Below are 23,822 nucleotides of genomic sequence, written 5' to 3' on the forward strand. Positions count from 1 at the left end.
CAGGTCGACTGGCCGAGATCGAGGGCCGTCAGCTGACCGATCGCCTCGTAGGTGAGGGTTCCGGAGCGCGAGACGACGCCGATCGGCCCCGGAATCGAGATGTGTCCGGGCATGATGCCCAGCTTGCACTCGCCCGGGGTAATGATGCCGGGGCAGTTGCCGCCGATCAGGCGGGTGGGAAGCCCCTGCAGGATGCGTTGCACCCGCACCATGTCGCGTGCCGGGATGCCCTCGGTGATGCAGACGACGACCTCGATGCCGGAATCAGCCGCCTCGAGGATTGCGTCGGCCGCGAACGGAGGCGGCACGAAGATCAGCGACGCGTTGGCGTTGGTTTCCCTGACCGCGTCCTCGACGGTGTTGAAGACCGGCACGCCGTCGACGTCCTGGCCGGCCTTGCCCGGAGTGACACCGGCGACAATCTGGGTACCGTACTCGCGGCATTTTTCCGCGTGAAACCGCCCTTCCTTGCCGGTGAGGCCCTGTACGACTACCTTGGTTTCGGAGTTGACCCAGATACTCATGATGCACCTCCGACCGCGGCCACGACCTTCTCAGCGGCATCGGCCATACCTTCACCGACGATCAGATCGAGCCCCGACTCGGCCAGCGCCTTTCGTCCCGCCTCGACGTTGGTGCCCTCGAGCCGAACGACCAGCGGCACGCTGAGCTCGACCTCCCTGGCAGCGGCGATGACCCCGTTCGCGACCATGTCGCAGCGCACGATTCCGCCGAAAATGTTGACCAGCACGCCTCGGACCGACGGGTCCGAGAGCAGGATGCGGAAGGCTGCGGCCACCCGCTCCTGCGAGGCGTCGCCGCCCACGTCGAGGAAGTTGGCCGGCTCGCCGCCGTAGTGCTTGATGATGTCCATGGTCGCCATCGCCAGGCCGGCGCCGTTGACCATGCAGCCGATGTTGCCGTCGAGCTTGATGTAGTTGAGGTCGAACTTCGAGGCCTCGACCTCGAGCGGCTCCTCCTCGTGGATGTCGCGCATCTCGGCGATATCCTTGTGGCGGTAGAGCGCGCTGTCGTCCACGTTCATCTTGGCGTCGAGCGCGATCACCCGCCCGTCGGTGGTGGTCACCAGGGGGTTGATCTCGAGCAGCGAGGCGTCCGTCTCTCCATAGGCTTGCGCCAGGGCGTGCATGAACTTGGTGCCGGCCTTGAACGCTTCACCCTCGAGGCCGAGCCCGAAAGCGAGCTTGCGGCTGAGGTACGGGTGAAGCCCGACGTCGGGATCGAAGTGGGCCTTGAGAATGGCGTCGGGGTTCTCGGCCGCGACCTCCTCGATCTCCATCCCACCGAATTTCGACGCCATCATGACGGGGAAGCCCTCCGAACGATCGAGGACCACGCCCAGGTAGAGCTCGCGGTCGATCGGCAGCGCCTCTTCGATAAGAACCGTCCGCACCAGCTTGCCCTCGGGACCGGTCTGCTTGGTGACCAGCGTCATTCCGAGGATCTCATCGGCCAATTTGACCGCCTCGTCAGGAGTGTCGGCGAGCTTGACGCCACCACCCTTGCCACGCCCGCCGGCGTGAATTTGTGCCTTGACGACCACCTTGCCACCGAGCTCCTCGGCCGCCGCTCGTGCCGCCTCGGCATCGGTGATGACGATGCCGCGCGGCACCGCCACGCCGTGCCGGGCCAGCACCTCTTTGCCTTGATACTCGTGAATCTTCATCATTCCTCCTTCGGAGCTGCCCGCGAACGGGCCGGGCTATTGTGCCCCCGAATTCACAAGCTCGCAAGGTTTGATTTAAACTGAGATAACGGATCAACTGAGCAAGGGGGACACGATGAGCGAGCCCAGGGAAATGTTGGGTCTGATACCGAACGGTCTCTTCCTGATCGGCGTCCGCACCGACCAGCGAAAGTTCATCTACACCGGCTCGTGGCTGACCCAGGCGTCCTTTGAGCCGTGCCTGATCGCGACCGCGGTGCGCCGCACACATGAAGGCCACGGCATGATCAAGGATTCGGGAGCCTTCACCGTCAACTTCCTGGACAAGGGTCAGCTCGAGCTCGCCAAGGTGGGCTTCAGCAATCCGGACGATCGTTTCGAAAGACTCGACTGGAAGAACTGCCCGGAGACCGGCGCTCCGGTTGCCAACGACGCCCTCGGTTATGTGGGCTGCAGAGTGAAGCACTGGGTCGAGGGAGGCGACCACGACATCGTCGTCGCCGAGGCCGTCATCGCCGAGAGCTTCCGCGACGGCGAGCTGCTCACCATCCACGACACTCCCTGGACATACTCCTGAGAATGAGGAATTAGGAATGAGGAATGAGGAATTCCCACCCGACCCCCCTGTGGATTGGAGTCCGTGGGGGTGGGCGGCATTCCTTATTCCTCATTCCTAACTCCTAATTCAAGAAACGAAAACGCCCGGGCACGAGGCCCGGGCGAATTTCGTTTCGAAGGTTGCGCTACTCGACGATCGGCTCCAGGGTCATCGGGTCGCGCAGCGGCAGCTCGATGATCTTCCCGAAATCGGTGAGCCTGGCATCGTGCTCGGGGTGACCCTTCATGATCTCCTCGATATTGCCGACAACGAGCATGATCATCGTCTCCGGATCGAGATCCTTCTTCATGGCTTTCTGGATCTCGTCGGCGGTCACCGCGTCGACGTTGTCACGATAGTCCACCCAGTAGTCGTGATCCCGGCCGAGGATCTCGTCGACCGCGTAGAGGCCGGCGATCTGTGCGGCAGAGGCGAACTGATTGGGAAATGTCTCGATAAAAGAGGCCTTGGTAGTCGTGATCTCCTCCTCGGTGGCGTGGTTGTTCCGCATGTCGTCGAGCAGGCGAAAGAAGATTTCGGCCGCGTAAGCACAGGTGGAGGACTTGGATTGGTAGAAGGCTCGGAAGTCACCGGGAATTGTGGCCGGGAAACCGAGGCTGGCGTAGGCACCGTACGCAAGGCCCTCATCAGACCGGATGCGCTTCATCATCCGGGCCGTGAAGCCATACCCGCCGAGGATGTCGTTGCCGACCATGAGAGGAAACTGGTCCGGGTGGCCGAGCCGAAATGCCGGGCGACCGATGCTGACCCGGCCCTGATTGACGTCGGCCTTGTTGACGACGTAAACACCCGGCACCGGCGTGTGATCCGGCTGGGGGATCGGCGGCAGCGGTTCGGCCAGCGGTTCGAGCGTCGCCACCGTCGTTTCGAGCAGCGTCTTCAGAGCCTCGGGCTCGAAATCGCCGGCAACCGCAACCACAGTATTTCCAGACCGCAGGAGGGATTTCAGAAAGTTCTTTGCGTCGGTCGCGGTAACAGAGTCGACCGACGCCTGGGTTGCGAGGCGATTCTGCCAGAAATCATCGCCGAAAATGAGGCGACTCCACTCGCGCGCCTCGATGTCGGCGGTGTCGTCGTTGCGCTGCTTCATGGCCTGCAGGAGGTTTTCCTTGGCCTTGTCGAAGCGGTCCTGCTGGAAGCGGGGCGCGGTCATGACGTCCATGAAGATCGCCATTGCCGCCTCGAGATCCTTCGACAGCACGTTCAGACTCACCGAGCCCGAAACCTCGCCGATGTTTGTGCCGAGGTTCGCGGCGAGGAAGTCGAGCTCCTCGTCCAGCTCCTGCGCGGTGCGCTCGCCCGCGCCGCCGGTGCGCCAGGCCGCCGAGGTAACAGCTGCCAGACCTTCCTTGCCCGCAGGCACGAGGTACTGTCCACCGCGGAAGTAGACGGTGATGTTGATGAGCGGGAACTGTTTGTCCTGCTTGGCGTACACCGGGGTGCCGTCGGAGAGCTCGAAACGGAGCGCGTCGGCGTCCGGGACGTCGAAGGTCAGCTCGGGATAGGCGAGCTTTTCGGGGCGGTCCGGAATGTCGGCGGCGAACGACGTGCCGGCGGCCATCAGAACGAAAAATGCGGTCAGAATGGTCGTGCGTCGCATCTCACTCTCCTTCCCCGGCGGCGACCCGGAGCGCTTCGATCCGCTCTTCCGCCCTCTTGATGATCAGCTCGATGGCCGGCTGGAACTCGGGCGGCGCCTGCTCCTGCATGGCCTGCATCTGCGCGAGCCCCTGTTCGAGCTCGGCCGGGTCCTCCACCGCCTCGATCTGGGCAATCGCCTGTTTGGCCATCGCCTTGGCCTGGCCGGAGAGGGCCGCGAGTTCGGGATCCTCCGCCGAGCCCTCCTTGCGGAAATACCAGAGGACGTTCTTGCCCTCGTCGGTGAAGTAGGTGTTGGCGACGCGCTGGATGTCCTCGGTGGTCACCGCCTCGTAATCGGCGGTCGAAGTGTTGAGGTAGCGCCAGTCGTCCCAGACGTCGTAGATCATGAGCTGGAGCATGAGGAAGAAGTTCGACTGGAGCCGTCGGAAGGAGTTCGCGAGGGACTGGTTCTTGACCTTTTGCAGCTCGCGCTCCGGCACCGGCTCGCTCTTGAGGCGCTCGATCTCGTTCAGCAGGGCCTGCTCGGCGATCTGGTGATCGACGCCCTCGGCGAGCTCGGCGCCGATTTCGACGTAGCCGCCGTACTTCAGGGCCGAATGGCTGGCGTACGGTTCGCCGGTGGCGATCTGCTCGGCCTCCACCAGCGACTTGTAGAGCCGTCCCGTGCGGTCGGACAGGATTGCCGCCATCACGTCAAGCGCGAAATAGTCGGAGTGGGCGAAGGGCACCGTGTGCCATCGGACCTGGACCGACGGGTTGGTGTCGGCGCGTGCGGTCATCCGGCGCTCGGTGAGCTGGCCGATCTCTTCGGTGACGACCGGCGGAGGGTCGTTTTCGCCACGGGGGACGCGTTCGAAGTACTTCCTCGCCAGCTCGAGGGCCTTGTCCGAGTCGAAGTCGCCGACTATCGCCGCGGTGATGTTGTTGGGGGCGTAGTAGGTGGCGAAGAACTTCTGCGCCTGGGCCCTGGTGATGGACTCCACATCCGACGGCCAACCGACCACCGGGTGGTGGTAGGGGAGCGAGCCCCAGAACATGAAGTCGTACTGTTCCTCGAACTTGGCGACCGGGTTCGACTCGACTCGCATGCGGCGCTCCTCGCGCACCACGTCCCGTTCGGTGTAGAACTCGCGGAAGACGGCGTTGAGGAGACGTTCCGATTCCATCCAGAACCACAGCTCGAGCTTGTTCGCGGGAACGGTGATGAAGTAGAAGGTCGCATCCTCCATCGTTCCAGCATTGAGGCCGGAGGCCCCGGACTCTGTGTAGATCTGGTCGATCTCGTCCTTGACGATGTACTCCTTCTGCTGGTCCTGGAGGACCTTCATCTTTTCGCGCAGCTCGGCCAGATGCTCGGTCTGGTTCTCCGGCAGGTAAATGCTGCCGGTGATCTCGCCGCGCCGCTTGGCTTCGCGCATGACCTCGTACTCGGCCTCCATCTCGAGCCGCAGCTCATCGAGCTTGGCCATGATCTCGGCTTCCTTTTCGTAATCGGACGTGCAGATCGTCCGGCTGCCCTTGAACATCATGTGCTCGAAGAGATGGGCGATGCCGGTAGCACCGACCTGCTCGTTGACCGAGCCGACATGAGCCACCCATCCTGCCGAGATCCTTGGGCTCTCGTGGCGTTCCACCATCAGAAGCTTCATGCCGTTGTCCAGGAAAACCTCCCGGACCGGGACCTCGGCATCCTGTGCGACTGCCGGGAGGCCGCACAGCAGCACGGTCATGGCCATTAGGGCGATCGTGGATCGTCGCCGAAGACTCATTGTTTCGCTCCTTCCGTCGATTGGTTTGGTTCGTTGCTGCATCAGATTTGTGTGTCGTTCGGACCCGCGGGCGCCCGAAGAATCGACATGTCAGCGCACGATGCGCGCAGATGATACTACGGCGCGGGACGGGTGCGGGTTTTGAACCCGCCTCCACAAAAAGGGGATTCACGTCTTGTAGGGGTGGCATACACGCCGCCCTTGATGGACGCAATTGGATTCGATGCACAAGGGCGGGATATATCCCGCCCCTACGACCGTGTCCGGAATCGTAGGGGAGGGGTTTATCCCCTCCCTCTTGCGCGTTTCAGACAAGGGGCGTCGTTGCCGGCTCCGCCGGGCCCCTGAATCAACACCCGAAACAACCAGGCGGCAGCTGGCTAATCGCATTCGATTCGCCGGGAGGGGCAGGCGATTCCTTGAATTCGGGTGAGGACATCGCGATGAGAGAGGCCCTGATTGGCCCGAATCACCCTCGAATTGCGATGGCCCGCCGAGTGAAGCGCCGAAGGCGCGACAGATGGTGAGCCTGGGGCGTAAGCCCCAGGAATGGGATGATGAATAGAGATGCGAGCCTCCGGAGGGGGCGACAGATCGAGTGATTGTGCGATCCAAAGGCTAGAAACGAATCATCTGTCGCCGCTCCGCGGCTCCTCTGGACACTGCGAGCCGAGAATTGTAACTTTTAGATCTCGGAGGAGACATTGGATCACCTGTTGCTGGCGCTGGATGTGGGGAACACCAACACTGTGGTTGGCCTGTTCGAGGGCGAGAACCTACGTACCCATTGGCGGCTGACGACCCATGCCGAACGCACCGCCGACGAGGTCGGCATGTGGCTTCACCAGCTCCTGCAATGGGAGCGGGTGAGCGCCGAAGACCTCGCCGATGTCGCGGTTTCCTCGGTGGTGCCGCCGATGGATCCGCGTCTCAGGGAAGGTGTTCGGCGCTACCTCGACAAGGACCCCTTCTTCGTCGAACCAGGCATCCGTACGGGGATGCCGCTCAAGGTCGAGGCGCCACAGGAGCTCGGTGCCGATCGCCTGTGCGACGCGGTGGCGGCCTTTGCCGAGCACGGGGGACCGTGTCTGGTGCTTGATTTCGGAACCGCCATCACCTGGGAGGTGGTGTCGGAAAAAGGTGAGTACCTGGGGGGTGCGATCGCCCCTGGGCCCGGGGTCACCGCAGAAGCCCTCAGCCTGAAGACCGCCAAGCTGCCGAGTGTCGCGATGGCGCCTCCGCCTCGAGTGATCGGCAAGGGAACTGTGGACAGCATCCAATCCGGCCTGTTTTACGGCTATCTGGGCCTGATCGAAGGTGTGACTCGCCGCATTCTGGGCGAGCTTGGCGAGGCGACGGTGATCGCGACCGGTGGGCTTGCAGCGGCCTTCGCGAGTCACACCGACCTGATCCTGCACGTCGAGCCGGACCTGACGCTGCACGGGCTTCGGATTCTCTGGCAGCTCAACCGGGGGGAGAGCGCTTGACCGCATCTGCGATGAAGGGGGAGACGCGAACCAGGATCCGCACGAGGGTCGAGGAGAAATTGCGGCCTTTGACCCTGCCCAACTTCATCACCTTGATGAGGTTGGCGATGGTGCCGTTCTTCGTGCTCGCGGTGTCGGAACGCGACCTCAAGCTCGCTCTCTGGATCCTGATCATCGCGGGCATCACGGATTCGTTCGACGGCTGGCTCGCTCGACGCATGGATATGCGCTCCCGGATCGGCGCCTACCTCGATCCGTTGGCGGACAAGATCCTGATCACCGTTGCCTACATAACACTCACGATTCCCTTCGGACAGCAGGTCGTCATCCCGCTCTGGCTGACGATCCTCGCTCTTTTCAGGGATTTCATGATCATGTTCGTCGCCGGAGTTCTCTATATCGTCGAAGGGCTTCGGGAGTTTCCGCCGTCGCTGCTGGGCAAGGCGGCGACAGCGGTGCAGGTCGTGACCATTGCGGTGGTGCTGTTGGCGAATGTGACGCCGGTACCGCCCTTGGTACCGCAGGCCTGCTTCTACGGCTCCTTCTGCCTGGTCATCGTCTCGGGCTTCAATTACATCTACCGGGTCAGCCGGAGCGTCGACGAGGCGAGACTCGCACGGGAACAGGGAGACGCTGAAAAAGAATGAGGAATTAGGAATGAGGAATTAGGAATGCCGCCCACCCAGAGATTCCTTCGATTTGGGGGGAGGGCGGGCGGTAATTCCTAATTCCTAACTCCTCATTCCCATTTGGGCGGGTGGGTGGTCAGCCAAACGTCTCCGGAGGCGTGAACTCCGGCATCACGTTGTTCAGCACCCTGATGACGTCGCGCGCGATCGTCCTCTCCTCGTTGGTCGGGACGACCAGGATGCGGACGTGTGATCCATCAGTTGAGATCTCGGCCTCGCCGCTGGTGGCGGCGTTGTTGCGGTCGTGGTCGAGCTCGATGCCCATGAACTCGAGGCCTTCGAGAGCGGCCTCGCGCACCTCGGCTGATTTTTCGCCGATGCCGCCGGTGAAGATCACTGCGTCGACGCCTCCCATCGCTGCCGCGTAGGCCGCGATGTACTTTTTGAGGCGGTAGCAAAACATGCGGAAGGCGACGTCGGCGCGAACCCGGCCGCGGTCGCGGGCGTCGATGATCTCGCGCATGTCCGACGAGACGCCGGATACACCGTAGAGGCCGGAGTGCTTGTTGAGCATCGTGTTGACCTGATGCAGGGTCAGCTCCTCCATCGCCATCAGCCACGGCACGATCGCCGGATCCATGTCCCCGGACCGGGTGCCCATGATCAGGCCCTCGAGGGGGGTGAAGCCCATAGACGTGTCGATGCTTTTGCCGTGATCGACTGCTGCAAGTGAGCAGCCGTTGCCGAGGTGGACGCTGATCAACCTCTTGTCCCCCCGGTCCCAGCCGAGAATCTGGCTGCCCCGGAAGGTGACGAATCGATGCGAGGTGCCGTGAAAGCCGTATTTCCGCAGATGATGCTTCTTGTAGAGCTGAAATGGGATTCCGTAGAGGAATGCGTGGGCAGGCATGGTCTGGTGAAAGGCAGTGTCGAAAACTGCAATGTGCGGAATGTCGGGCATCGCTGCGTGCGCTGCGTGATAGCCGCGAAGGTTAGGTGGATTGTGGAGTGGCGCGAGAACGGAGCAGGCTTCGATATTGTCCACCACCTCTGGCGTGATCAGCACCGAAGACGCGAACGCTTCGCCGCCGTGCACCACCCGGTGGCCGACGGCACCGATCTCGTCGACCGACTCGAGAATCCCGACCTCGGGATCGACCAGGATGCGCAGCACCCACTCGATGGCGGTTCGATGCTCGAGGATCTCGCGGTAATCCTGGTAGGGCTTCCGGTCCGGCACCTCGAGCAGGAGGCGCGAGTCGGAGAGGCCGATCTTTTCGACCAGTCCGACAGCCAGGGTCAGGTCTTCGTGTGCGTTCATCCGCTCGAGGTCCGTCTCGATGACCTGGAACTTGACCGAAGAGGACCCGCTGTTGAGAACGAGTATTTTCATTGGAATCTCCGTTAGCCTATCCCAGGCGGGGCTTGTCGTCCGGGAGGCGGTCCGTTCGCCTGCCGTTCTCATCGTACTCGAAGAAACCACGGCCGGTCTTGGCGCCCAGAAGGCCGGCACGGACCAGCCGTTTCAGGAGCGGACAGGGTCGAAAACGGGGTTCGCCGCTTTCGTTGTGAAGGTGCTTCATCCAGTTGAGCACCCGGTCGAGGCCGGTGCGATCCGCCCACTCGAGGGGTCCGATGTGGAAGTCGTAACCCATCTTCATCGCCAGATCGACCTCGGCCGCGTCTGCGACGCCCTCCATTACCACGTGCATGGCTTCGTTGATCAACGGGAGGAGCACGCGGGTGGTGACGAAGCCGGGCATTTCGAAGACCTTGATCGGGATCTTTCCGAGCAGGCGCGCGAATTCGATCGCCCGATCGTAGACGTCGTCCGTCGTCAGCTGACCGCGAACGACTTCGACCACGCGTGTGGTGGTGACCGGAAACAGAAAGTGCATCCCGACGATCCGCTCGGGATTGTTGTTTTGTGCGGCAAGCTCGGTGATCGAGAGGGTGGAGGTGGTCAGGACGATCGGGTTTTCCGGTGGCATTCGGTGGTCGAGCTCGCGCAGGATTTGGCGTTTGAGGCCGAAGTCCTCCTGCACCGCTTCCAGTGCCAGGTCGCTGTCGGTGGCACAATCGAACTGTGTGACCCACGTGATTCTAGAGAGAATGGCCTTCTTCTCGGATTTGGTGAGCGAGAAGCGGTCGATGGCTCGGTCGAGCGTCCGTTCGAGCTCGTTTTGGGCGGTTTCAACGGCCTCGGCGGAGACCTCCTTGAGGTAGACGTGGATGCCTTCCTGGGCGACCTTGATGGCCAGTGAGCGCCCCATCATTCCGCCGCCGACGATGGTGATTCGGTGCAGTTCCCAGCTCATTCGGGCAGTGTAGCAGAAATACAGTTGCGATACATCTTGTTTGTGCAGGATTTCACAAGGGGTTTCGTGGTGCCGCTCGTGAGGTGACGTAAAACGGTGTATGATGGCTTTATGAGACGGGTTTTCGTTGTGTTGAGTGTTTTACTGACGTGCTTTCTCGGTCCATGCCCGGTCTCCGGGGCCGAAGATGAGGTGCCGGTCTTCCCCAATCTCGCGTTCACGGCGCTCGACGGTTCGCGCCAGCTCGATCTCGAGTCTTTCCGGGGACGCCCGGTGCTGATGACATTTTGGGCCAGCTGGTGCGGACCCTGCCGCATGGAACTTCCCGAGCTGCAGAAACTGGCTGTCGAGCTGGCGGACGAAGAATTCGTGTTGATAACGATCAACGTCGATGAGCACGCGGTCCAGGGCGCCCGCTTCCTCCAGAAATACGATATCGACGTTCCGGTGTACCGCATGGACCAGGGGACGCTGCGGACATTGGGATTGACAGCAGTGCCCACCAACCTGCTCCTCGACCGGGAGGGAAGGCCGGTCCAGATCTACCGTGGATACTCTCCCGAGGTGCCGAACGAGATCAGGAAGCTCGTGCGCGAGATGGAAGACCTTCCGGCAGGTTCGGACCGACAGTGAAGGGCGTGGTCGGTCGCCGCGGCGGTTCGTTTCTCGCCCTGATCGCAGCCGTGACCTGCATCGGATGGAGTGGCGCGACCGCGCGGCACGTGGCCTGGACTGCGGTAGATTTCTTTCCGCCCGATTTCGCGCGCCAGGTCCGCAAGCATGAAAAGCGTTATGACGCGGGTATTGCACGTGGCCTCGGGGCCCCGCCGGCGTGGCGGGCGGGCCCTCCCGGCAGCCTGACGTCTGCGCTCGACTCCCAGATTCGTCGCTGCGCGGCCGATCTCCGAAAGCCGGTGCCTCTGGAGGACCTCGTCGAGGAGGCGGGCGTGCTCGCGGTCCTGGTTCTCGACGCCAATGATCCGCTCGCTGTCGTGCACGATGACCAGCGGGAAGCGGAGTACTCGGACGCCTACCGGAGCTATGTCGACTCGATTCTCGAAAGGGTTCGCCTGGTCTATTACGGTCAGGACGGCGCCTTGATTCGCGGCGGCGCCTACGAGAACACCATAGCCCAGGCTTTGGCTCGCAGCCGGTCGCTCTATCCCTTCGTGGGCGACGAGTTCTACCGCACCGGGGAGCTCCGCGATTGGCGAACTCTCGACGACAGATCGGTGACCTTTGGCGTTGCAGGCGTGTCGCTTTCCCGTGGACTGACGGACCTCGCCAACCTGGTATCGTTCATCTGGCGACGCGGAGGCGGCCAGATCCCGACCCCCCGCCCGACTCCTCTCGGGCATGTCGGGCCGACCATCACCACGAGCCCGCTCGGCGGAGGATTTCCCGATAGAAACAAGCCTGGGCGGGGCTCTCCCGCGATGCCGAAGTCCAGGATCACGCTTCCGCGACCTTGACCCTCGATGCGCGAACCCGCTTCGGTGACACCGGTGCCACTTTCACAATTGTTATTGGCGCTTCGACTCCCCGAGCGCGCTGCTGACAATTGTGAAGGTGGCACCTGACACACCGAAGCGAGAAGCGCTGACCAGTTAAAACACCCACGAGAATTTGGTGAACAGCGTGTTCCCTTGATCCGACTCCTCCCCAATCTCCGACGTGCCGCGCTGGAACGCAATCTGAACGGATCCGAACGGCGGCTTGAAGCGCCACACGCCGACCGCCTGAACGTTGACCTTGTCGATCGCCGAGTTGGTTTGGACGAAGAGCTTGACGAAGAGATCCGGGTTGAATGCATACAGGGCCTCGAGCACGTGGATCCAGGTGGTTTCATTCTCGGGGTCGGGGTCGAGCTCGAGGCGCGTGGCGGAATATGAGAGCCGTAAGCTGTCACCGAACTTCCAGGCCGCCTCCGCACCGTAGAGCACGAGGTCGCTGTCGAAGTTCACCCCGCTGCCGACGAAGGCGAAGATCGACCTTCCGTCACGTCCATCCCACCCTCCTTTCAGTTCGACACGATCGTTCCGGTACTCCTTTTCGAAGAGCTTGAACTCGTCGACGTACTCGATTTCGATCTCCCAACCGCTGCGAAAGGTGATCTCCACGTCAGGCTCGAACTCCCAGCTCCGCAGAACGCCCTCCTGGCTCGTGTACCGGTTGTAATTGGCACCGGCTTCGATTTTTTCGATGACCCCACCCTGCGGCCAAAATGTCCTGTTGAAGTTGGTGTCAAGCTCCCGGCGATCGTCGTCGCGCAAGAATCCGACGGCGTTGAAATCTTCGCGAATTTGCGGGTCGAGGCTGGTGTAGCGGACGTGGAAGTGGGTGGTGGCACTGTCGTACGAGGGGCGGACGAACCAGGCCAGACCGCCATCGGCCTGGTCTCCGTGAACGCGAATGAGCTGCGCGGTCATCCCGAATGTCTCGGTGAAGAAGAGTGTCGTATCGAGTCCGATCGAGCCCTGATTGGATCCGTCGCGCCGGCGGTTGGTAGCAAGCAGGCCAATCGTCGAGCCGCCTGGCAGACCGCGCTGGAAGCGAGCGATACCGTAATCCGCACGGTTGGTCGCGCCCGTCGCGTCGATTTCCATGTCTTCCGACGTCGCGATGACCGAGAAATCGGTGCGTGCGATCGTGCCCGTGCTCTTGCCACCCCAGGTGATGTCGCCGATCCGCCGGCTGTAGAACTGGCGGATACGCTGCTCGTACATTTGGTTGCCCTCGAGGAAGAACGGTCGCTTTTCGGGAATGAAGAGCTCGAATCTGGTGAGATTGATGGTCTCGACATCGGCTTCGATGAGCGCGAAGTCCGGGTTCACCGTGAGGTCGACTCCGATTGAGCTCGACGGACGCCACCTCAGGTCGCCGCCGATCTCGAGGTCGGCTCCCTTGTCTTCCTCAATCGAGGCCACCGCGTAAGGAATTGCCTGCCAGGTCTTTTGCTCTCCCACGGGTGATTTGATTCCGGTCAGAGAACCGAAGGCGGTGACCCGCCATCGAGATTCGGCCGGTCCCGACCACAGTGCAGATTCCAGCCTCCGCGGGACCATGCGAAGGAAATTGATGCCCCAGGTCTGATCGGCTCCAGAAGGGAACCGGAGTGCGGCGAACGGAATTTCGAACTCGGCGACCCAGCGATCAGCGTATCGGTTGGCGCCGCAGGTCCAGGCCTCGTCCCACTCGAGGTCGACCGTGCGGCCGTTGTCGGCGATTCGCCCGTCGAGCTGCGTGGCCAGGGTGTTGGTGCCGAACAGGTAGGCGGTTCGCCGATCGCCGAAGGTGTCGATGAGGACTCCGACCGAGTCGTCCGGGTCCAGGTCGTCGTCGCGCTGGGTTACAGCGGCGGCGAGGCGAGCCGGGTCGGGATCGTACGCCTCGAAGGCGACATAGAGTGAATCTCCGGTCTGTCCGACGCGGACCACGGTGCGAAACGGTGAGGGGCTTCCGTGCTCGGGCTCGATTTGTACGAAGTGCTCGTCGATGATCGAGGCCCCCGCCCATTCCTCGTCGCCGATCTCACCATCGATGGCGGGAGGCGTGGACAGCTTCGCAGCCCCGATCGACGGCTTTTCGGCGGCGGCGACGGCCGTAGACATCAGGATGCAGACGAAGGTTGGTAACGCGTTCGACCGAAAGCTCGTCACAGCGGCTGTGATACACGAGATAACCGGGGGGGTCAAATACAGCAAGGCGGCACGACGGCTTCACCGCCGAACCCTCGCAGCGCGAAGCCGCTTGGTCGACACCGGTGCCACCCTTGCTTCTCTGAGAGGGGCGTGCCGCATCGACGACTCCGGTGCCACCATTCGCATTGTCACCGTCGCCTGCACGGCAGGAGCGCACCGAAGAAAATGCGAATAGTGGCACCTGGCACACCGATGCGAGAAGCGCTGACAGGTTTCTCTGCCGTCAAGCCGTCAAGCCGACAAGCCGTCGAGCCGTGCAGCCGGGCGGGAGGGCGGGCGCTATCGCTGGCACTCGGGACACCACGCGGTTGTTCTTCCTCCGATGACTTCAGATCGAATGGCCGATCCGCAGCGCCCGCACTCCTCACCCTGGCGTCCATAGACTGCAAGCTGCTGCGCGAAAAAGCCCATCTCTCCATCCGGCTTGCTGAAGTCTCTAAGGGTGGTGCCGCCCCGGTCCACGGCCTCCTTCAATACGTCCTGCACGGACTGGGCGAGACGACCGAGTCGAGCGAGAGAGGTCCGGTTCGCCGCACGCCGCGGGTGGATACCCGCGCGCCAGAGAGCTTCTGCCGCGTAGATATTTCCGATTCCTGCTACCACGCGTTGGTCGAGGAGGAGGCTCTTGATGGGCGATCGCCGCTCGTGAAGCAGTGGGGGAAGAATCGACACCAGGCCCGGATCGAGCGGTTCGATGCCGAGCCGTGCCAGCGAGGCATCGGTGTCCTCGCCGCCTGGTGCAAGCCAGTCGATGAGACCGAATCGGCGTGGATCGACGAAGCGCAGCTGACGTCCATCGCTCAGTGTGAGAATCATATGCGTGTGGTCTGCAAGAGGTGCCATTTCATCCACCAGCTGTATACGACCTGACATGCCGAGGTGAACGAGCAGCGATCCCGGGCGATCGAAGTCGAACAGCAGGTACTTTGCGCGTCGGCGAAGAGTGAGAAAGCTGGCGCCTGTCAGCAATGGCGCGAGCTTCTCTATCGCCAATGGCCGGCGCATGTTGATCGAACGACCACTCACCCGATCGATTCGGACACCCGGCACCTCGTGCTCCAGCACGCGACGGATGGTCTCGACCTCCGGTAGCTCCGGCACCCGTCACTCCGCCTTGTCGGGATCGCCCTGGAATCGCACCCCGCGGAGCCGGTTGAGAGCGGCCAATACCTCGTGTGCTCTCGGCCCGGCGAGGTCACCGTCCGGTCTGCCGCTGAGCCAGGTCCAGTCTCCCTTGCGGAGTCGGTCGAGCATCCGACGAATCTCCGGAAGAGGTTCGCACGCGGGGATCTTCTCCTCGCTCAAGCGTCCGATGATCCACCCGATGGCTCGGACCTGCGATGGATCCTCGATCTGGTCGACCGCCCGCAGGTCGATGTCGGATCGCCCGAACACGAGGGTGTCGACGCCACGCGCCTGGATCTTCCACCGCCCCCTCCCGCGTTCCGGATTGACCGAGCGTGGGTCGAGCTGACGGGGTGGCGCTGTTGCGAGGTCGGACTCCCGCTCCTCCCGCCGGCCGGTAACGATCCGGGACGAGATCTCCCGGGCCTCTCCGGTCACGTCTCGTGCCCGATAGGCATCCATCTGGATCACCAGGTCGGCGTGATCGAAGTAATCGCCGGATCCACCCATCACCAACAGGGTCGAGACGCCGAGGTCATCGCGCAGCTCACGAACACGATCCACGAACGGGGTGATCGGCTCCGAGGGCTTGGCGACCAGCTCCTGCATCCGGCGATCGCGGATCATGAAGTTGGTAGCCGAGGTGTCTTCGTCGAGCATGATGCACGAGGCGCCGGTTTCGAGGGCCTCGACGAGGGCCGTCGCCTGCGAGGTCGAGCCCGAGGCGAGCTCGGTCGAGAAGCTCGTGGTTCCGTGGCCGCCGGGGAGGTGGGAGATGAACGGCGAGATATCCACCGCGTGCACCGCCCGCCCGTCCTCGGCTCGAAGCTTGACGGCATTCTCGACCGCCACCACCTGTTCGCGCCCATCTTCGGGGATGTGATCGTAGATTCCGGTCTCGAGTGCTCGCAGGAGGGTCGACTTGCCGTGATAGCCGCCACCAACGATCAAGGTGATGCCGCGGGGAATACCCATGCCGCTGACGTCGCCGGCGTTTGGCGCCCGGAGAATCACGTCGAGTGACTGCGGCGATTCGAAGAGAACGGCGTTGGCGAGCGGCCGGTCGTCGATGCCGCTCCGGCGCGGCAGAAGGGATCCGTTGGCGACGAATGCAACGAGTCCAGCCGCGTCGAGGGCCTCCCGGAGTGCTACCTGGTCCTCGACCGCCGCGATGTGACGCTCCAGCCTCTCGAGGTCGAGGTGTGCGGATCCAACCGTCTGGTCGATGATGCGGGGAAGCTCGCCGATCAGGAGCGATACCGCTTTTCGACCGAGGATCCTCCTTCCTGCACCGGGGAGATCGACTCTGAACCGGAGATCGATGTTCTCGTTCTCGATGAGGCAGGCCGAGCGATCGAGCACTGTCTGCCGACCGGCATCGATCTCCAGCTCTTCGAATTCCCGCGATGCGGCGCGAAAGGCCCGTGCCAGGTAGTCTCTCGCGGCACGTCGGCGAGCGTCGCTTCTCAGAGCAGATGCAGGAAGACCGCTGCTGACGAGCGGGATCAGAGCCCGAAAGCGCGACGGCGCGGCGTATGGATCGCCCTGCACGTGCTCGACCACCAGGTCGAATCCGTCGAATGAGAAAAGCCGTCCCTGGACCTCCTTGTACGCCTTGTAGCCGCGACCATCGATGCGGAGGAGGATGGACTCGAGTTGCTTCACTGTGACGGCCCGTCGAGGAGAGTTTTGAGTTTTGAGTTCTGAGTTTTGAGTTCCCCTCCGCCCTCCCGGGCTCGGGTGCGGTTGGGCGGTAAATCCGAAATTTGAAATTCCAAATTCGAAATATTCTCGACCTTCTCTATACGTGATGACATCTTACCCATCCGAGTATGACGGGATATCCTCGAGCGGAATCTTGCTCCTCATGAAGGTGCCGGTGCCGCGCGCGAGAAGTCGGTTTTCCTCGTCGCGGAGGATTGAATCAGCCACCCAGACGGTCTTCCCGGCGTTGACCACCTTCCCCCTGGCAATCATTCGGCCCTCGCTGATCGGACGCAAGAGCTGAATGTTGAAGGTGACGGTCAGAACGAAGACATCTTCGACCAGCGAGTTGACGGCAAAGAAGGCCGCGTCGTCCAACGCCTTGAAGTAGTTGGAACCGTGAACCGCATTCGCGGCGTGATGGAGGTGCGGACCGGCGTCGAACGACACCTCGGCCTCACCTTCGCGGATGGTCAGCGAGGGCTGAAAGAGCCCGTTGAATGGTGCCGAGAGGTACATGCTTTCCAGGCGACGATGGTGCGTGCTCGTCATTGGGCCGTGCCTCCGGGAGAGCATGTTCTACCGACCGCGAATTCGGAATTCGGAGTTCGGAATTCGGAATTTCCGCCCGCCCCCTGCAGGAGGGAGATCTGCCGGGTGGCCGGGTGGAACAACTCAAAACTCAAAACTCAACACTCAAAACTCAAGTACGGGCGAGCTCGAGCTCGATCGGACAATGGTCCGACCCGAGCACGTCGGCGTGGATACGGGCGGCGACGACGTCGTCCACCAAATCGGGAGAAATGAAGAAATAGTCGATGCGCCACCCGACATTTCGTTCGCGCACGCCCTTGCGGTTGCTCCACCACGTGTAGCGACCTTCCTCACCGGGGTGAAGGTGGCGAAAGATATCGACGTAGCCGTGGTCGATGAGGCGGCCGAGCCATTCGCGTTCCTCGGGCAGGAATCCGGTATTCTTTTTGTTCGACTTCGGATTCGCGAGGTCGATCTCTTCGTGGGCGGTGTTGAGATCACCGCAGATCACGATACTCCGGCCCGCCTTTCGCTGCTCCTCGGCGTGCTGTAGGACGGCTTCGGAGAACTCGAGCTTGAACGGGACGCGGCTGAGGTCGTTTCCTCCGTTGGGGAAATAGCCGGTGTAGAAGAGGAAATCCCCGTAATCGGCGATGATGAGCCTTCCCTCATCATCGAATCGAGGATCGCCCAGCCCACCGAGGACGACATTCTCGGGTTGAATTTTCGTGTACAACGCGACTCCCGAGTAACCCTTTCGCTCGGCCGGGTGAAACTCGACCCGGTAGCCGTTCGGCTGACGCAGATTCTCTTCGAGCTGCTCCGGCAGAGCTCTCGTCTCCTGCAGCCCGAGTATGTCTGGCCGGCTTTCGGCAAGCCAATCGAGGAAACCCTTACGCCCACAGGCTCGGATGCCGTTGACGTTCCAGCTGAAAATTCGTGTGGTGCTTCTCTTCTTCGCCAAGTTCATTCTCCCTTGAAAAGGATGTTTTCGGCGGTCGACAGGTCTGCCACCTCGAATCCGAGCTGGCGGGCAAGATCGTGCTCGCGCTCGGTGTTGAAACCCCAGCCGGCGAGGACCGGGCGAACGCCGAGTTCGGCAACCCGCAGCAGGTGGTTGACCTTGTCGTCAACAAACGTCATGTCCGGGAATTCCGCTCCTGTGCGCTCCCGCAGAGCACGCAGATGATGCGTCTTTTCGACTCCGGTTTCCTTGTCGAGAATCAGTTCGCGATCGAAGACGCTGTCGTAGCCGAGGTGTTCGAGCAGGAGCTGTACCGAGTGCGCGTCCTTCGCCGTTGCGACTGCCGGCAGGGTGTGTTCCCGGTGCTGAAGGAGCTGCTCGGCAAGACCCGGGAAGGGGAGGTGGAGCGCTAGCCAGCGGTCCGGGTCCCTTGCGCGAAGTGCGCTTCTGCTCTCGTAAAAGTGCCGATGAAAGAGGTCCAACCAGGACTGGTCAATTTCACGAAAGTAGGCGTCGTACTCGTCCTGGTTCGTGATTTCGGAACCTGATTCGACCGCTTTCAACGAAACGCCGAAGTCTTCGGCTCGGTTGCCGAGCGGAAGGAGATTCCGGAAATTTCGATAAAAATCAGATTCCCGATGCTTGGTACCGCCTGCTGCGGCGTCGTCTCTCAGCGGTGTGAGGCGAGGCAGAAGAGCCGAGCGTGGTTCGAGGGAGGCGAACGTGTCAACGGCGACCACGAAAACCTCGCGCGAGGAATCGCAGAGAACACCGTCGAAGTCGAGCGCGAGGATGTGCATGGAGGCAAAGTTTAGCGTATCGGGTTGGCGACGCTGGCCTCGAGCTGCCCAGTGTGCAAAACGGATACTCGATCCTCGATGCTGGATGCTGGATGCTCGACTCAACGAATCGAAAGGTCGTCAGGCTGAATCGTCAAGGGGTGGGTGGGCGGATCGAGTATCCAGGATCGAGTATCCAGCATCGGGCGGGCGGGTGGATAGATGAGCGAGTATCGAGAGACGAGTATCGAGAACCGACGGTCGCGCTACACTCCAGCGGTGATCATCCTAGAAGGGGTTCGCAAACGATACCCGCAGGCCGACATCGACGTACTGCAGGGTGTCGACCTGAAGATCGAGGACGGGGATTTCGTGTCGGTGGTCGGCCGTTCGGGCACGGGCAAGACGACTCTGCTCAACCTCATCGGCGGGCTGGACAGGAGCTTCGAGGGTGTCATTGAGGTGGCCGGGCGACGCCTGCAGTCCCTCGATGACGCCGACCTGTCGGCATTCAGGAACACCGTCGTCGGCCATGTCTTTCAGGCCTACCACCTGCTCGATCATCTGAACTGTGGTGAGAATGTGGCTCTGGCGGCGCTCTTCGCTAGAGGGCAGAGGCGGCGTGACGGGTCCTGGGTCGACCGTCGTGCCGAAGAACTCCTCGAGGTCGTCGGCCTGGCAGGAGGTGCAGGCCGCAGTCCCACGACGCTCTCCGGTGGTGAACGCCAGAGGGTGGCCCTTGCACGCGCCCTGTTTCACGATCCCGCGATTCTCCTTTGCGATGAACCGACGGGCAACCTCGACCTCGAAACGGGAAAAGAGATTGTCGAGTTGCTGACGGACCTGCGACAGAGTCACGACATGACGGTGGTTGCCGCCACGCACGACGAGGCGATCGCCGCCGCTGGATCGCGGGTCATGCGGTTGCATGGCGGCCATCTTTCGGAGATGGAGGCCCAGTCGTGATGGCTGGCTGGATTCACGCCGTGCTGGCCGACCTCGGGCGCCACTGGCGGCATTTCGCGGCGGCTTCGGTCGGGATCGTTCTCGGGGTTGCCGCGCTGTGCTTCTTTCTCGCACTCGGATTCGGGATCCGGGAACATCTCCTGGTCCAGGTTTTTCCGGAAGATTTCATCGAGGTCGAGCGGAGGAGCGCCGATATCGACATTTTTGCCCTTCGACTCGACCTCGGTAGCGACACTCTCGACGAGGCAGTGCTGGCCGACCTGAGATCGGTCGATGGAGTGAAGGCGGTCTATCCGAAGATGCGGCTCACGGTACCGGCGCTGGCCTCCGGCGGATCGTCGCTTTTCGGCGCAGGGCTGCAGACCGAGGTCGTGGCCGACGGGATCGATCCCCGCCTGGTGGCGGATGATTTCGGTGGTGTCTTTCGGGAGGTTGACGGCGAGCGCATCGGGAGGCCGTGTCGGAGCGGGTCGGAGTGCGGTGACGGATCCTACTGCGATGCTCGGGGGGTCTGCCGGCCGTTCGTTCCCGTGCTCGTGTCGCCGTATGTGGTCGAACTGTACAATGGCGGTTTCCGACGGTCGTACGGTCTGCCGAAGATCAATCCCGACGCACTGACTGGACTGGCTTTCGAGGTCGAGTTCGGCAGGTCGACCTTCCGATCCAACGCGAGACCGCCAATTCGCGAGCGAATGCGGCTGGTGGGTGTTTCCGACCAAGCGATTCCACTCGGGATCACTTTGCCTCTCGGTGAGGTCCGACGGCTGAACGCGACGCTCGGCTCTGCGAAAGCCGCCGACGAGTTCCACTCGGCGGTCGTCGAACTCAGATCGAGGGAAGCGGCGGCGCGTGTAGTCGAGACGGTCGAAGACATGGGCCTCGAGGTTCGCGATCGCGGTGCCCGTCGTGCCGCCTCGGCGATTGCGGTGGTGACTCTTTTGCTGGCTCTGGTCGGGGGCGTGCTGATCGCGGTAGCCGGTGCGCACATCATGCACGTCTTTTTCATGGTCGTGGCGGTGAGGCGGCGGGAGATCGGGCTGCTTCGAGCTGTCGGAGCGAGACGCAGTGATGTTCGGCGGATGCTGGTCTCCGAGGCGGTTGTGGTCGGCCTGCTGGCCGGAGTCGTCGGCGTCATAGCAGCCCTGGCGGCCGCTGCGATGGTTGATTTCTACGCCGCGAACGAAATTCCCGACTTCCCGTTCAAGCCCGACAGTTTCTTCGAGTTCTCGCCTTGGCTGATTGCGGCCATGCTGGCGTTGGCGATCGGCGCGTGCATCCTCGGCGCCATTCCGCCCGCCATCCGCGCCGCTTCCGGCGATCCCTCGGATGCGCTCGCGGGGCGGTAGTGCGACCGGCCTGAGAATTAGGAGTTAGGAATGAGGAATTAGGAGTTAGGAATGAGGAATTAGGAATTAGGAATTAGGAATGCCACCCACCCCACCCAGGTGGCGAAATCGAGGGCGGGGGAGGTCGGGAATTCCTAATTCCTAATTCCTAATTCCTCATTCACTCCGAGTTTTGGCCCTCGTCGGGGGTTTCCCACGCGGATTCGTCATCGAAACCCGTCCCAACCCCTCCCATGAACGGCGCCAGCATCGGCCCGATCGCGGCGTCGAACTCTTCGGGGGTTTGCAGGGCCGCAACCTGATCGATAAAGCCCTCGGCCATACCGAGGAACATCATGATCTGCGTTTTCTGCGCCGCCATGGTTTCTGGCGTCATCTCGGCAAGGCCCTGACGGGCTTCCGCGACGAACTCGGGCCATTCATCGGCGAGGTCGGTCGGAATCCACCGGTCTTCGATCCGCACCATCTCGACGTCTTCCGGATCATGCTCTTTCGAACTGATTCTCAAAGTAGCGCGGTCGCCGTCGATCATGATTGTCTCCGCCTTGATCGAGACGAGCTCCTCGAAGGGGTTCGTAGATTCGCCAGTGTCGATTGCCTCCGCCTGCGCCATGAGCTTTGCGCCGGTGGTGGCGAGGAATCGTTCCCAGTCGATCGTTTGCAGGCCGGCAACGGTGGCGATCTCGCTTCCCTTCAGGATCGACGTAAACGCCTGGGTGTCGCTCAGCGCCGCGCGAACCTCCGCGGCGTCAGCCCCCGATTCCTGGAAGGTCTGACTCCCGATGATGATGTCCTTTTGATCGTCGAGGACCTCGAATGCCCGCATCAGCAGAGCAAACGCGTGGTCATACACCTCGGGATCCGTCTTGGCGGCGAAATCGGAGGTGATCTCGGAGATGTCCTTCCGGTAGCTCGGCGGGAGCGCCGACCAGAGAATCTCGGGGTGTTTTTCGTGAAGAGCCTCGACGATCGCGATGACCGTGCCGTCCGGAGTCTTCGGGATATCGAAGTCAGTCGGGCTCGAGCTCGCGTGGAGCACGAATCCGAAGATGCCGCAAAGGATCGCGCACGCTGTAACTGAGGCGAAGTGCTCTGTTTTCACTTTTGTACCTCCCGGTGGAAGGCGATTATGACACACCGACTGTCAGCGACCACGGACCCTTCGCGGCCTCTGCGGCAAAGGCCTCCTAGTCCGAGGGACGCCACTGTCGGGCAAAGACCTCGACCCGCGGTCGCTTGACCTTCACCTTGATCTTGAATTTGTCGTCCAAGTCGGGTGGAGGAATGATCGACAACTCGTAGTAGCTCGAGATGACCCGGCCCAACCGGGCCATTGCGACGTCCGGGAAGATGTTTGTTTTGACGTAAATACCGCCTGTGTCCTCGGCGATGACCTGGAGGCCGAGCTCAAGCGAATGGTAGTCGGCGTCGGTGATGTCGATCGCGAAAACCGAGGTGCGAGCCGCGGTGAGGGCCTCCATTGCCCTTTTGTAGCCGTCACCGATCGTGATGTTCGGACCTGCACTCCAGCGACCGAGCGCATAACCGAAAAGAACCAAGGACTTCGGGCCGGGTATCGGCTGGAGAGCCTTGCCGATGAGCTCCAGAGTGCTGGCCATCGACGCCACATCCCGGGCTTCCTCGGCGTCTAGATGGGCGGCCAGGGACGGCCCGTCAGGCTCCGGTGGATCGATCTGCCGGTCGAGAATCTCGGTCGTTGTCAGCATCTTCGAGACCGCCTCGTGATCGCCGGTGAAATCCACTCGAAGCTGGAGGTGGCTGCGGAAGACGAGCACCGCTACACGGTCGCGGGGTCCGAGACTGCCGACGAACTCGGCCGCTCGGGGCGCGATCTGCATCAGACCAGAGGTTCTCGAAGGGTGAAAGGCGAAGTCGACCTGGAAGAGAATGACAATCAGCCGTCCCTCGGCAACTTCCGGGGGTGGCGTCGGCGCAATTCCTGGCGGCGGAGACGGCGCCTCCGTCAGGCCGGAGATCGAGGGGATCCACTCGACCGATTCGACCTCGGCCGGCCGGCCATCGAGCTTGACCTCGAAATCACTCGGTCCCAGGTCGGTCACCGGATGACCGGTAGTGTCGACGACTCGCACCTCGGTGATGATGCGGGTGACCTCGACCACCGAGCCGAAAGGCGTCGGCGTCTGCTGAGCCTCGGCCTGGCCACAGGCCACCGCCATGATGAGAGTGGCGGACCCGGCAAGGATCCGTGGGTGCATACGGGTTCTACGCGTTTACCAGGCTCCGGTTCGCGGATCGCTCTCGAGCTCCGCCAGCAGCACCTCGACCGCCTTGCGAAGCTGGGTGTCCTCGGTGGCTGAACGATCCTCGGTCGGTGGCTGGGTCACCAGGACATCCGGCACCGCTCCGTTGTGTTCCATGTTGACTCCGGTGGGCGCGACGAACCACCCGCGGCCGGGCAGCCGAACGAGTGCGCCATCCAGGGTCCGGGTGCCGCCGGTCGAGATCACGGCTCCGAAGGTCGGCGTCCCCACCAGCTTTCCCCGCTCCAGAGACTTGAAGGCGTGCGAGAAGATCTCGGCGTTGGAGTACGACTCCTCGTCGCAGAGGGTG

Annotated in this window: 22 protein-coding genes; 7 read left to right on the forward strand and 15 right to left on the reverse strand. The window is 62.3% G+C overall.

Annotated elements, in window-relative coordinates; all coding sequences use genetic code 11:
- The coding region (locus LJE93_12130) for a succinate--CoA ligase subunit alpha (GenBank protein MCG6949650.1) at window positions 1-524 on the reverse strand (524 nt) is incomplete at its 3' end.
- Complete coding sequence (gene sucC / locus LJE93_12135; protein ID MCG6949651.1) at window positions 521-1,687, reverse strand: ADP-forming succinate--CoA ligase subunit beta; 1,167 nt, start codon at window positions 1,685-1,687, stop codon at window positions 521-523. The genes LJE93_12130 and sucC, both read right to left, overlap by 4 nt.
- Window positions 1,688-1,802: 115 nt before the next feature.
- Here sucC and LJE93_12140 point away from each other — a divergent pair, with 115 nt between their 5' ends.
- Window positions 1,803-2,264 carry a flavin reductase family protein gene (locus tag LJE93_12140; GenBank protein ID MCG6949652.1) on the forward strand — a complete coding sequence of 154 codons (462 nt, stop codon included), beginning with the start codon at window positions 1,803-1,805 and terminating at the stop codon, window positions 2,262-2,264.
- 166 nt (window positions 2,265-2,430) lie between these two features.
- On the opposite strand, the gene LJE93_12145 is transcribed toward LJE93_12140, so the two are convergent.
- Both LJE93_12145 and LJE93_12150 read right to left on the reverse strand, forming a co-directional pair.
- Window positions 2,431-3,906, reverse strand: coding sequence for an insulinase family protein (locus LJE93_12145; protein ID MCG6949653.1), 1,476 nt, complete (start codon window positions 3,904-3,906; stop codon window positions 2,431-2,433).
- A gap of 1 nt (window position 3,907) precedes the next feature.
- Window positions 3,908-5,677 carry an insulinase family protein gene (locus LJE93_12150; GenBank protein MCG6949654.1) on the reverse strand — a complete coding sequence of 590 codons (1,770 nt, stop codon included), beginning with the start codon at window positions 5,675-5,677 and terminating at the stop codon, window positions 3,908-3,910.
- 704 nt (window positions 5,678-6,381) lie between these two features.
- Here LJE93_12150 and LJE93_12155 point away from each other — a divergent pair.
- Both LJE93_12155 and LJE93_12160 read left to right on the forward strand, forming a co-directional pair.
- Window positions 6,382-7,164 (forward strand): type III pantothenate kinase, encoded by a 783-nt coding sequence (locus tag LJE93_12155; GenBank protein ID MCG6949655.1) that lies wholly within the window; start codon window positions 6,382-6,384, stop codon window positions 7,162-7,164.
- Window positions 7,161-7,811 carry a CDP-alcohol phosphatidyltransferase family protein gene (locus LJE93_12160; GenBank protein MCG6949656.1) on the forward strand — a complete coding sequence of 217 codons (651 nt, stop codon included), beginning with the start codon at window positions 7,161-7,163 and terminating at the stop codon, window positions 7,809-7,811. Before LJE93_12155 ends, LJE93_12160 begins: the two co-directional genes overlap by 4 nt.
- Before the next feature lie 118 nt (window positions 7,812-7,929).
- On the opposite strand, the gene LJE93_12165 is transcribed toward LJE93_12160, so the two are convergent.
- Complete coding sequence (locus LJE93_12165; GenBank protein MCG6949657.1) at window positions 7,930-9,186, reverse strand: acetate kinase; 1,257 nt, start codon at window positions 9,184-9,186, stop codon at window positions 7,930-7,932.
- 16 nt (window positions 9,187-9,202) lie between these two features.
- Window positions 9,203-10,111: a 3-hydroxybutyryl-CoA dehydrogenase gene (locus LJE93_12170; protein MCG6949658.1), complete on the reverse strand. Its 909-nt coding sequence runs from the start codon at window positions 10,109-10,111 to the stop codon at window positions 9,203-9,205.
- Between the two features lie 111 nt (window positions 10,112-10,222).
- Between LJE93_12170 and LJE93_12175 the strand changes: the two genes are divergently transcribed.
- On the forward strand, window positions 10,223-10,744 hold the full coding sequence (locus LJE93_12175) for a TlpA family protein disulfide reductase (protein MCG6949659.1): 522 nt from the start codon (window positions 10,223-10,225) through the stop codon (window positions 10,742-10,744).
- A gap of 5 nt (window positions 10,745-10,749) precedes the next feature.
- On the forward strand, window positions 10,750-11,583 hold the full coding sequence (locus LJE93_12180) for a hypothetical protein (protein ID MCG6949660.1): 834 nt from the start codon (window positions 10,750-10,752) through the stop codon (window positions 11,581-11,583).
- A 135-nt stretch (window positions 11,584-11,718) separates the two neighbouring features.
- Here LJE93_12180 and LJE93_12185 read toward each other — a convergent pair whose 3' ends face one another.
- From LJE93_12185 to LJE93_12210, 6 genes are all read right to left on the reverse strand, one after another.
- The gene (locus tag LJE93_12185; protein MCG6949661.1) at window positions 11,719-13,770 is read right to left on the reverse strand and encodes a carbohydrate binding family 9 domain-containing protein; all 2,052 of its coding nucleotides are present in this window, start codon (window positions 13,768-13,770) and stop codon (window positions 11,719-11,721) included.
- A gap of 321 nt (window positions 13,771-14,091) precedes the next feature.
- Complete coding sequence (mutM, locus tag LJE93_12190; protein MCG6949662.1) at window positions 14,092-14,913, reverse strand: bifunctional DNA-formamidopyrimidine glycosylase/DNA-(apurinic or apyrimidinic site) lyase; 822 nt, start codon at window positions 14,911-14,913, stop codon at window positions 14,092-14,094.
- Window positions 14,914-14,916: 3 nt separating this feature from the next.
- Window positions 14,917-16,602: an ABC-ATPase domain-containing protein gene (locus LJE93_12195; GenBank protein MCG6949663.1), complete on the reverse strand. Its 1,686-nt coding sequence runs from the start codon at window positions 16,600-16,602 to the stop codon at window positions 14,917-14,919.
- 153 nt (window positions 16,603-16,755) lie between these two features.
- Window positions 16,756-17,193 carry a PaaI family thioesterase gene (locus tag LJE93_12200; protein ID MCG6949664.1) on the reverse strand — a complete coding sequence of 146 codons (438 nt, stop codon included), beginning with the start codon at window positions 17,191-17,193 and terminating at the stop codon, window positions 16,756-16,758.
- 151 nt (window positions 17,194-17,344) lie between these two features.
- Complete coding sequence (gene xth / locus LJE93_12205) at window positions 17,345-18,139, reverse strand: exodeoxyribonuclease III (GenBank protein ID MCG6949665.1); 795 nt, start codon at window positions 18,137-18,139, stop codon at window positions 17,345-17,347.
- A gap of 2 nt (window positions 18,140-18,141) precedes the next feature.
- Complete coding sequence (locus LJE93_12210; GenBank protein ID MCG6949666.1) at window positions 18,142-18,939, reverse strand: hypothetical protein; 798 nt, start codon at window positions 18,937-18,939, stop codon at window positions 18,142-18,144.
- 201 nt (window positions 18,940-19,140) lie between these two features.
- Here LJE93_12210 and LJE93_12215 point away from each other — a divergent pair, with 201 nt between their 5' ends.
- Together LJE93_12215 and LJE93_12220 are read left to right on the forward strand one after the other, a co-directional pair.
- The gene (locus tag LJE93_12215) at window positions 19,141-19,884 is read left to right on the forward strand and encodes an ABC transporter ATP-binding protein (protein ID MCG6949667.1); all 744 of its coding nucleotides are present in this window, start codon (window positions 19,141-19,143) and stop codon (window positions 19,882-19,884) included.
- Window positions 19,884-21,230: an ABC transporter permease gene (locus LJE93_12220; protein ID MCG6949668.1), complete on the forward strand. Its 1,347-nt coding sequence runs from the start codon at window positions 19,884-19,886 to the stop codon at window positions 21,228-21,230. Before LJE93_12215 ends, LJE93_12220 begins: the two co-directional genes overlap by 1 nt.
- 160 nt (window positions 21,231-21,390) lie before the next feature.
- On the opposite strand, the gene LJE93_12225 is transcribed toward LJE93_12220, so the two are convergent.
- The 3 genes from LJE93_12225 to LJE93_12235 all read right to left on the reverse strand — a co-directional run.
- Window positions 21,391-22,332: a hypothetical protein gene (locus LJE93_12225; GenBank protein MCG6949669.1), complete on the reverse strand. Its 942-nt coding sequence runs from the start codon at window positions 22,330-22,332 to the stop codon at window positions 21,391-21,393.
- 85 nt (window positions 22,333-22,417) lie between these two features.
- A complete protein-coding gene (locus LJE93_12230) occupies window positions 22,418-23,467 on the reverse strand; it encodes a VWA domain-containing protein (protein MCG6949670.1) in 1,050 nt (349 codons plus the stop codon).
- Window positions 23,468-23,482: 15 nt separating this feature from the next.
- A partial coding sequence (locus LJE93_12235) for a hypothetical protein (GenBank protein ID MCG6949671.1) occupies window positions 23,483-23,822 on the reverse strand: 340 nt, incomplete at its 5' end.

Source organism: Acidobacteriota bacterium, from assembly GCA_022340665.1.
GTDB lineage: Bacteria > Acidobacteriota > Thermoanaerobaculia > Thermoanaerobaculales > Sulfomarinibacteraceae > Sulfomarinibacter.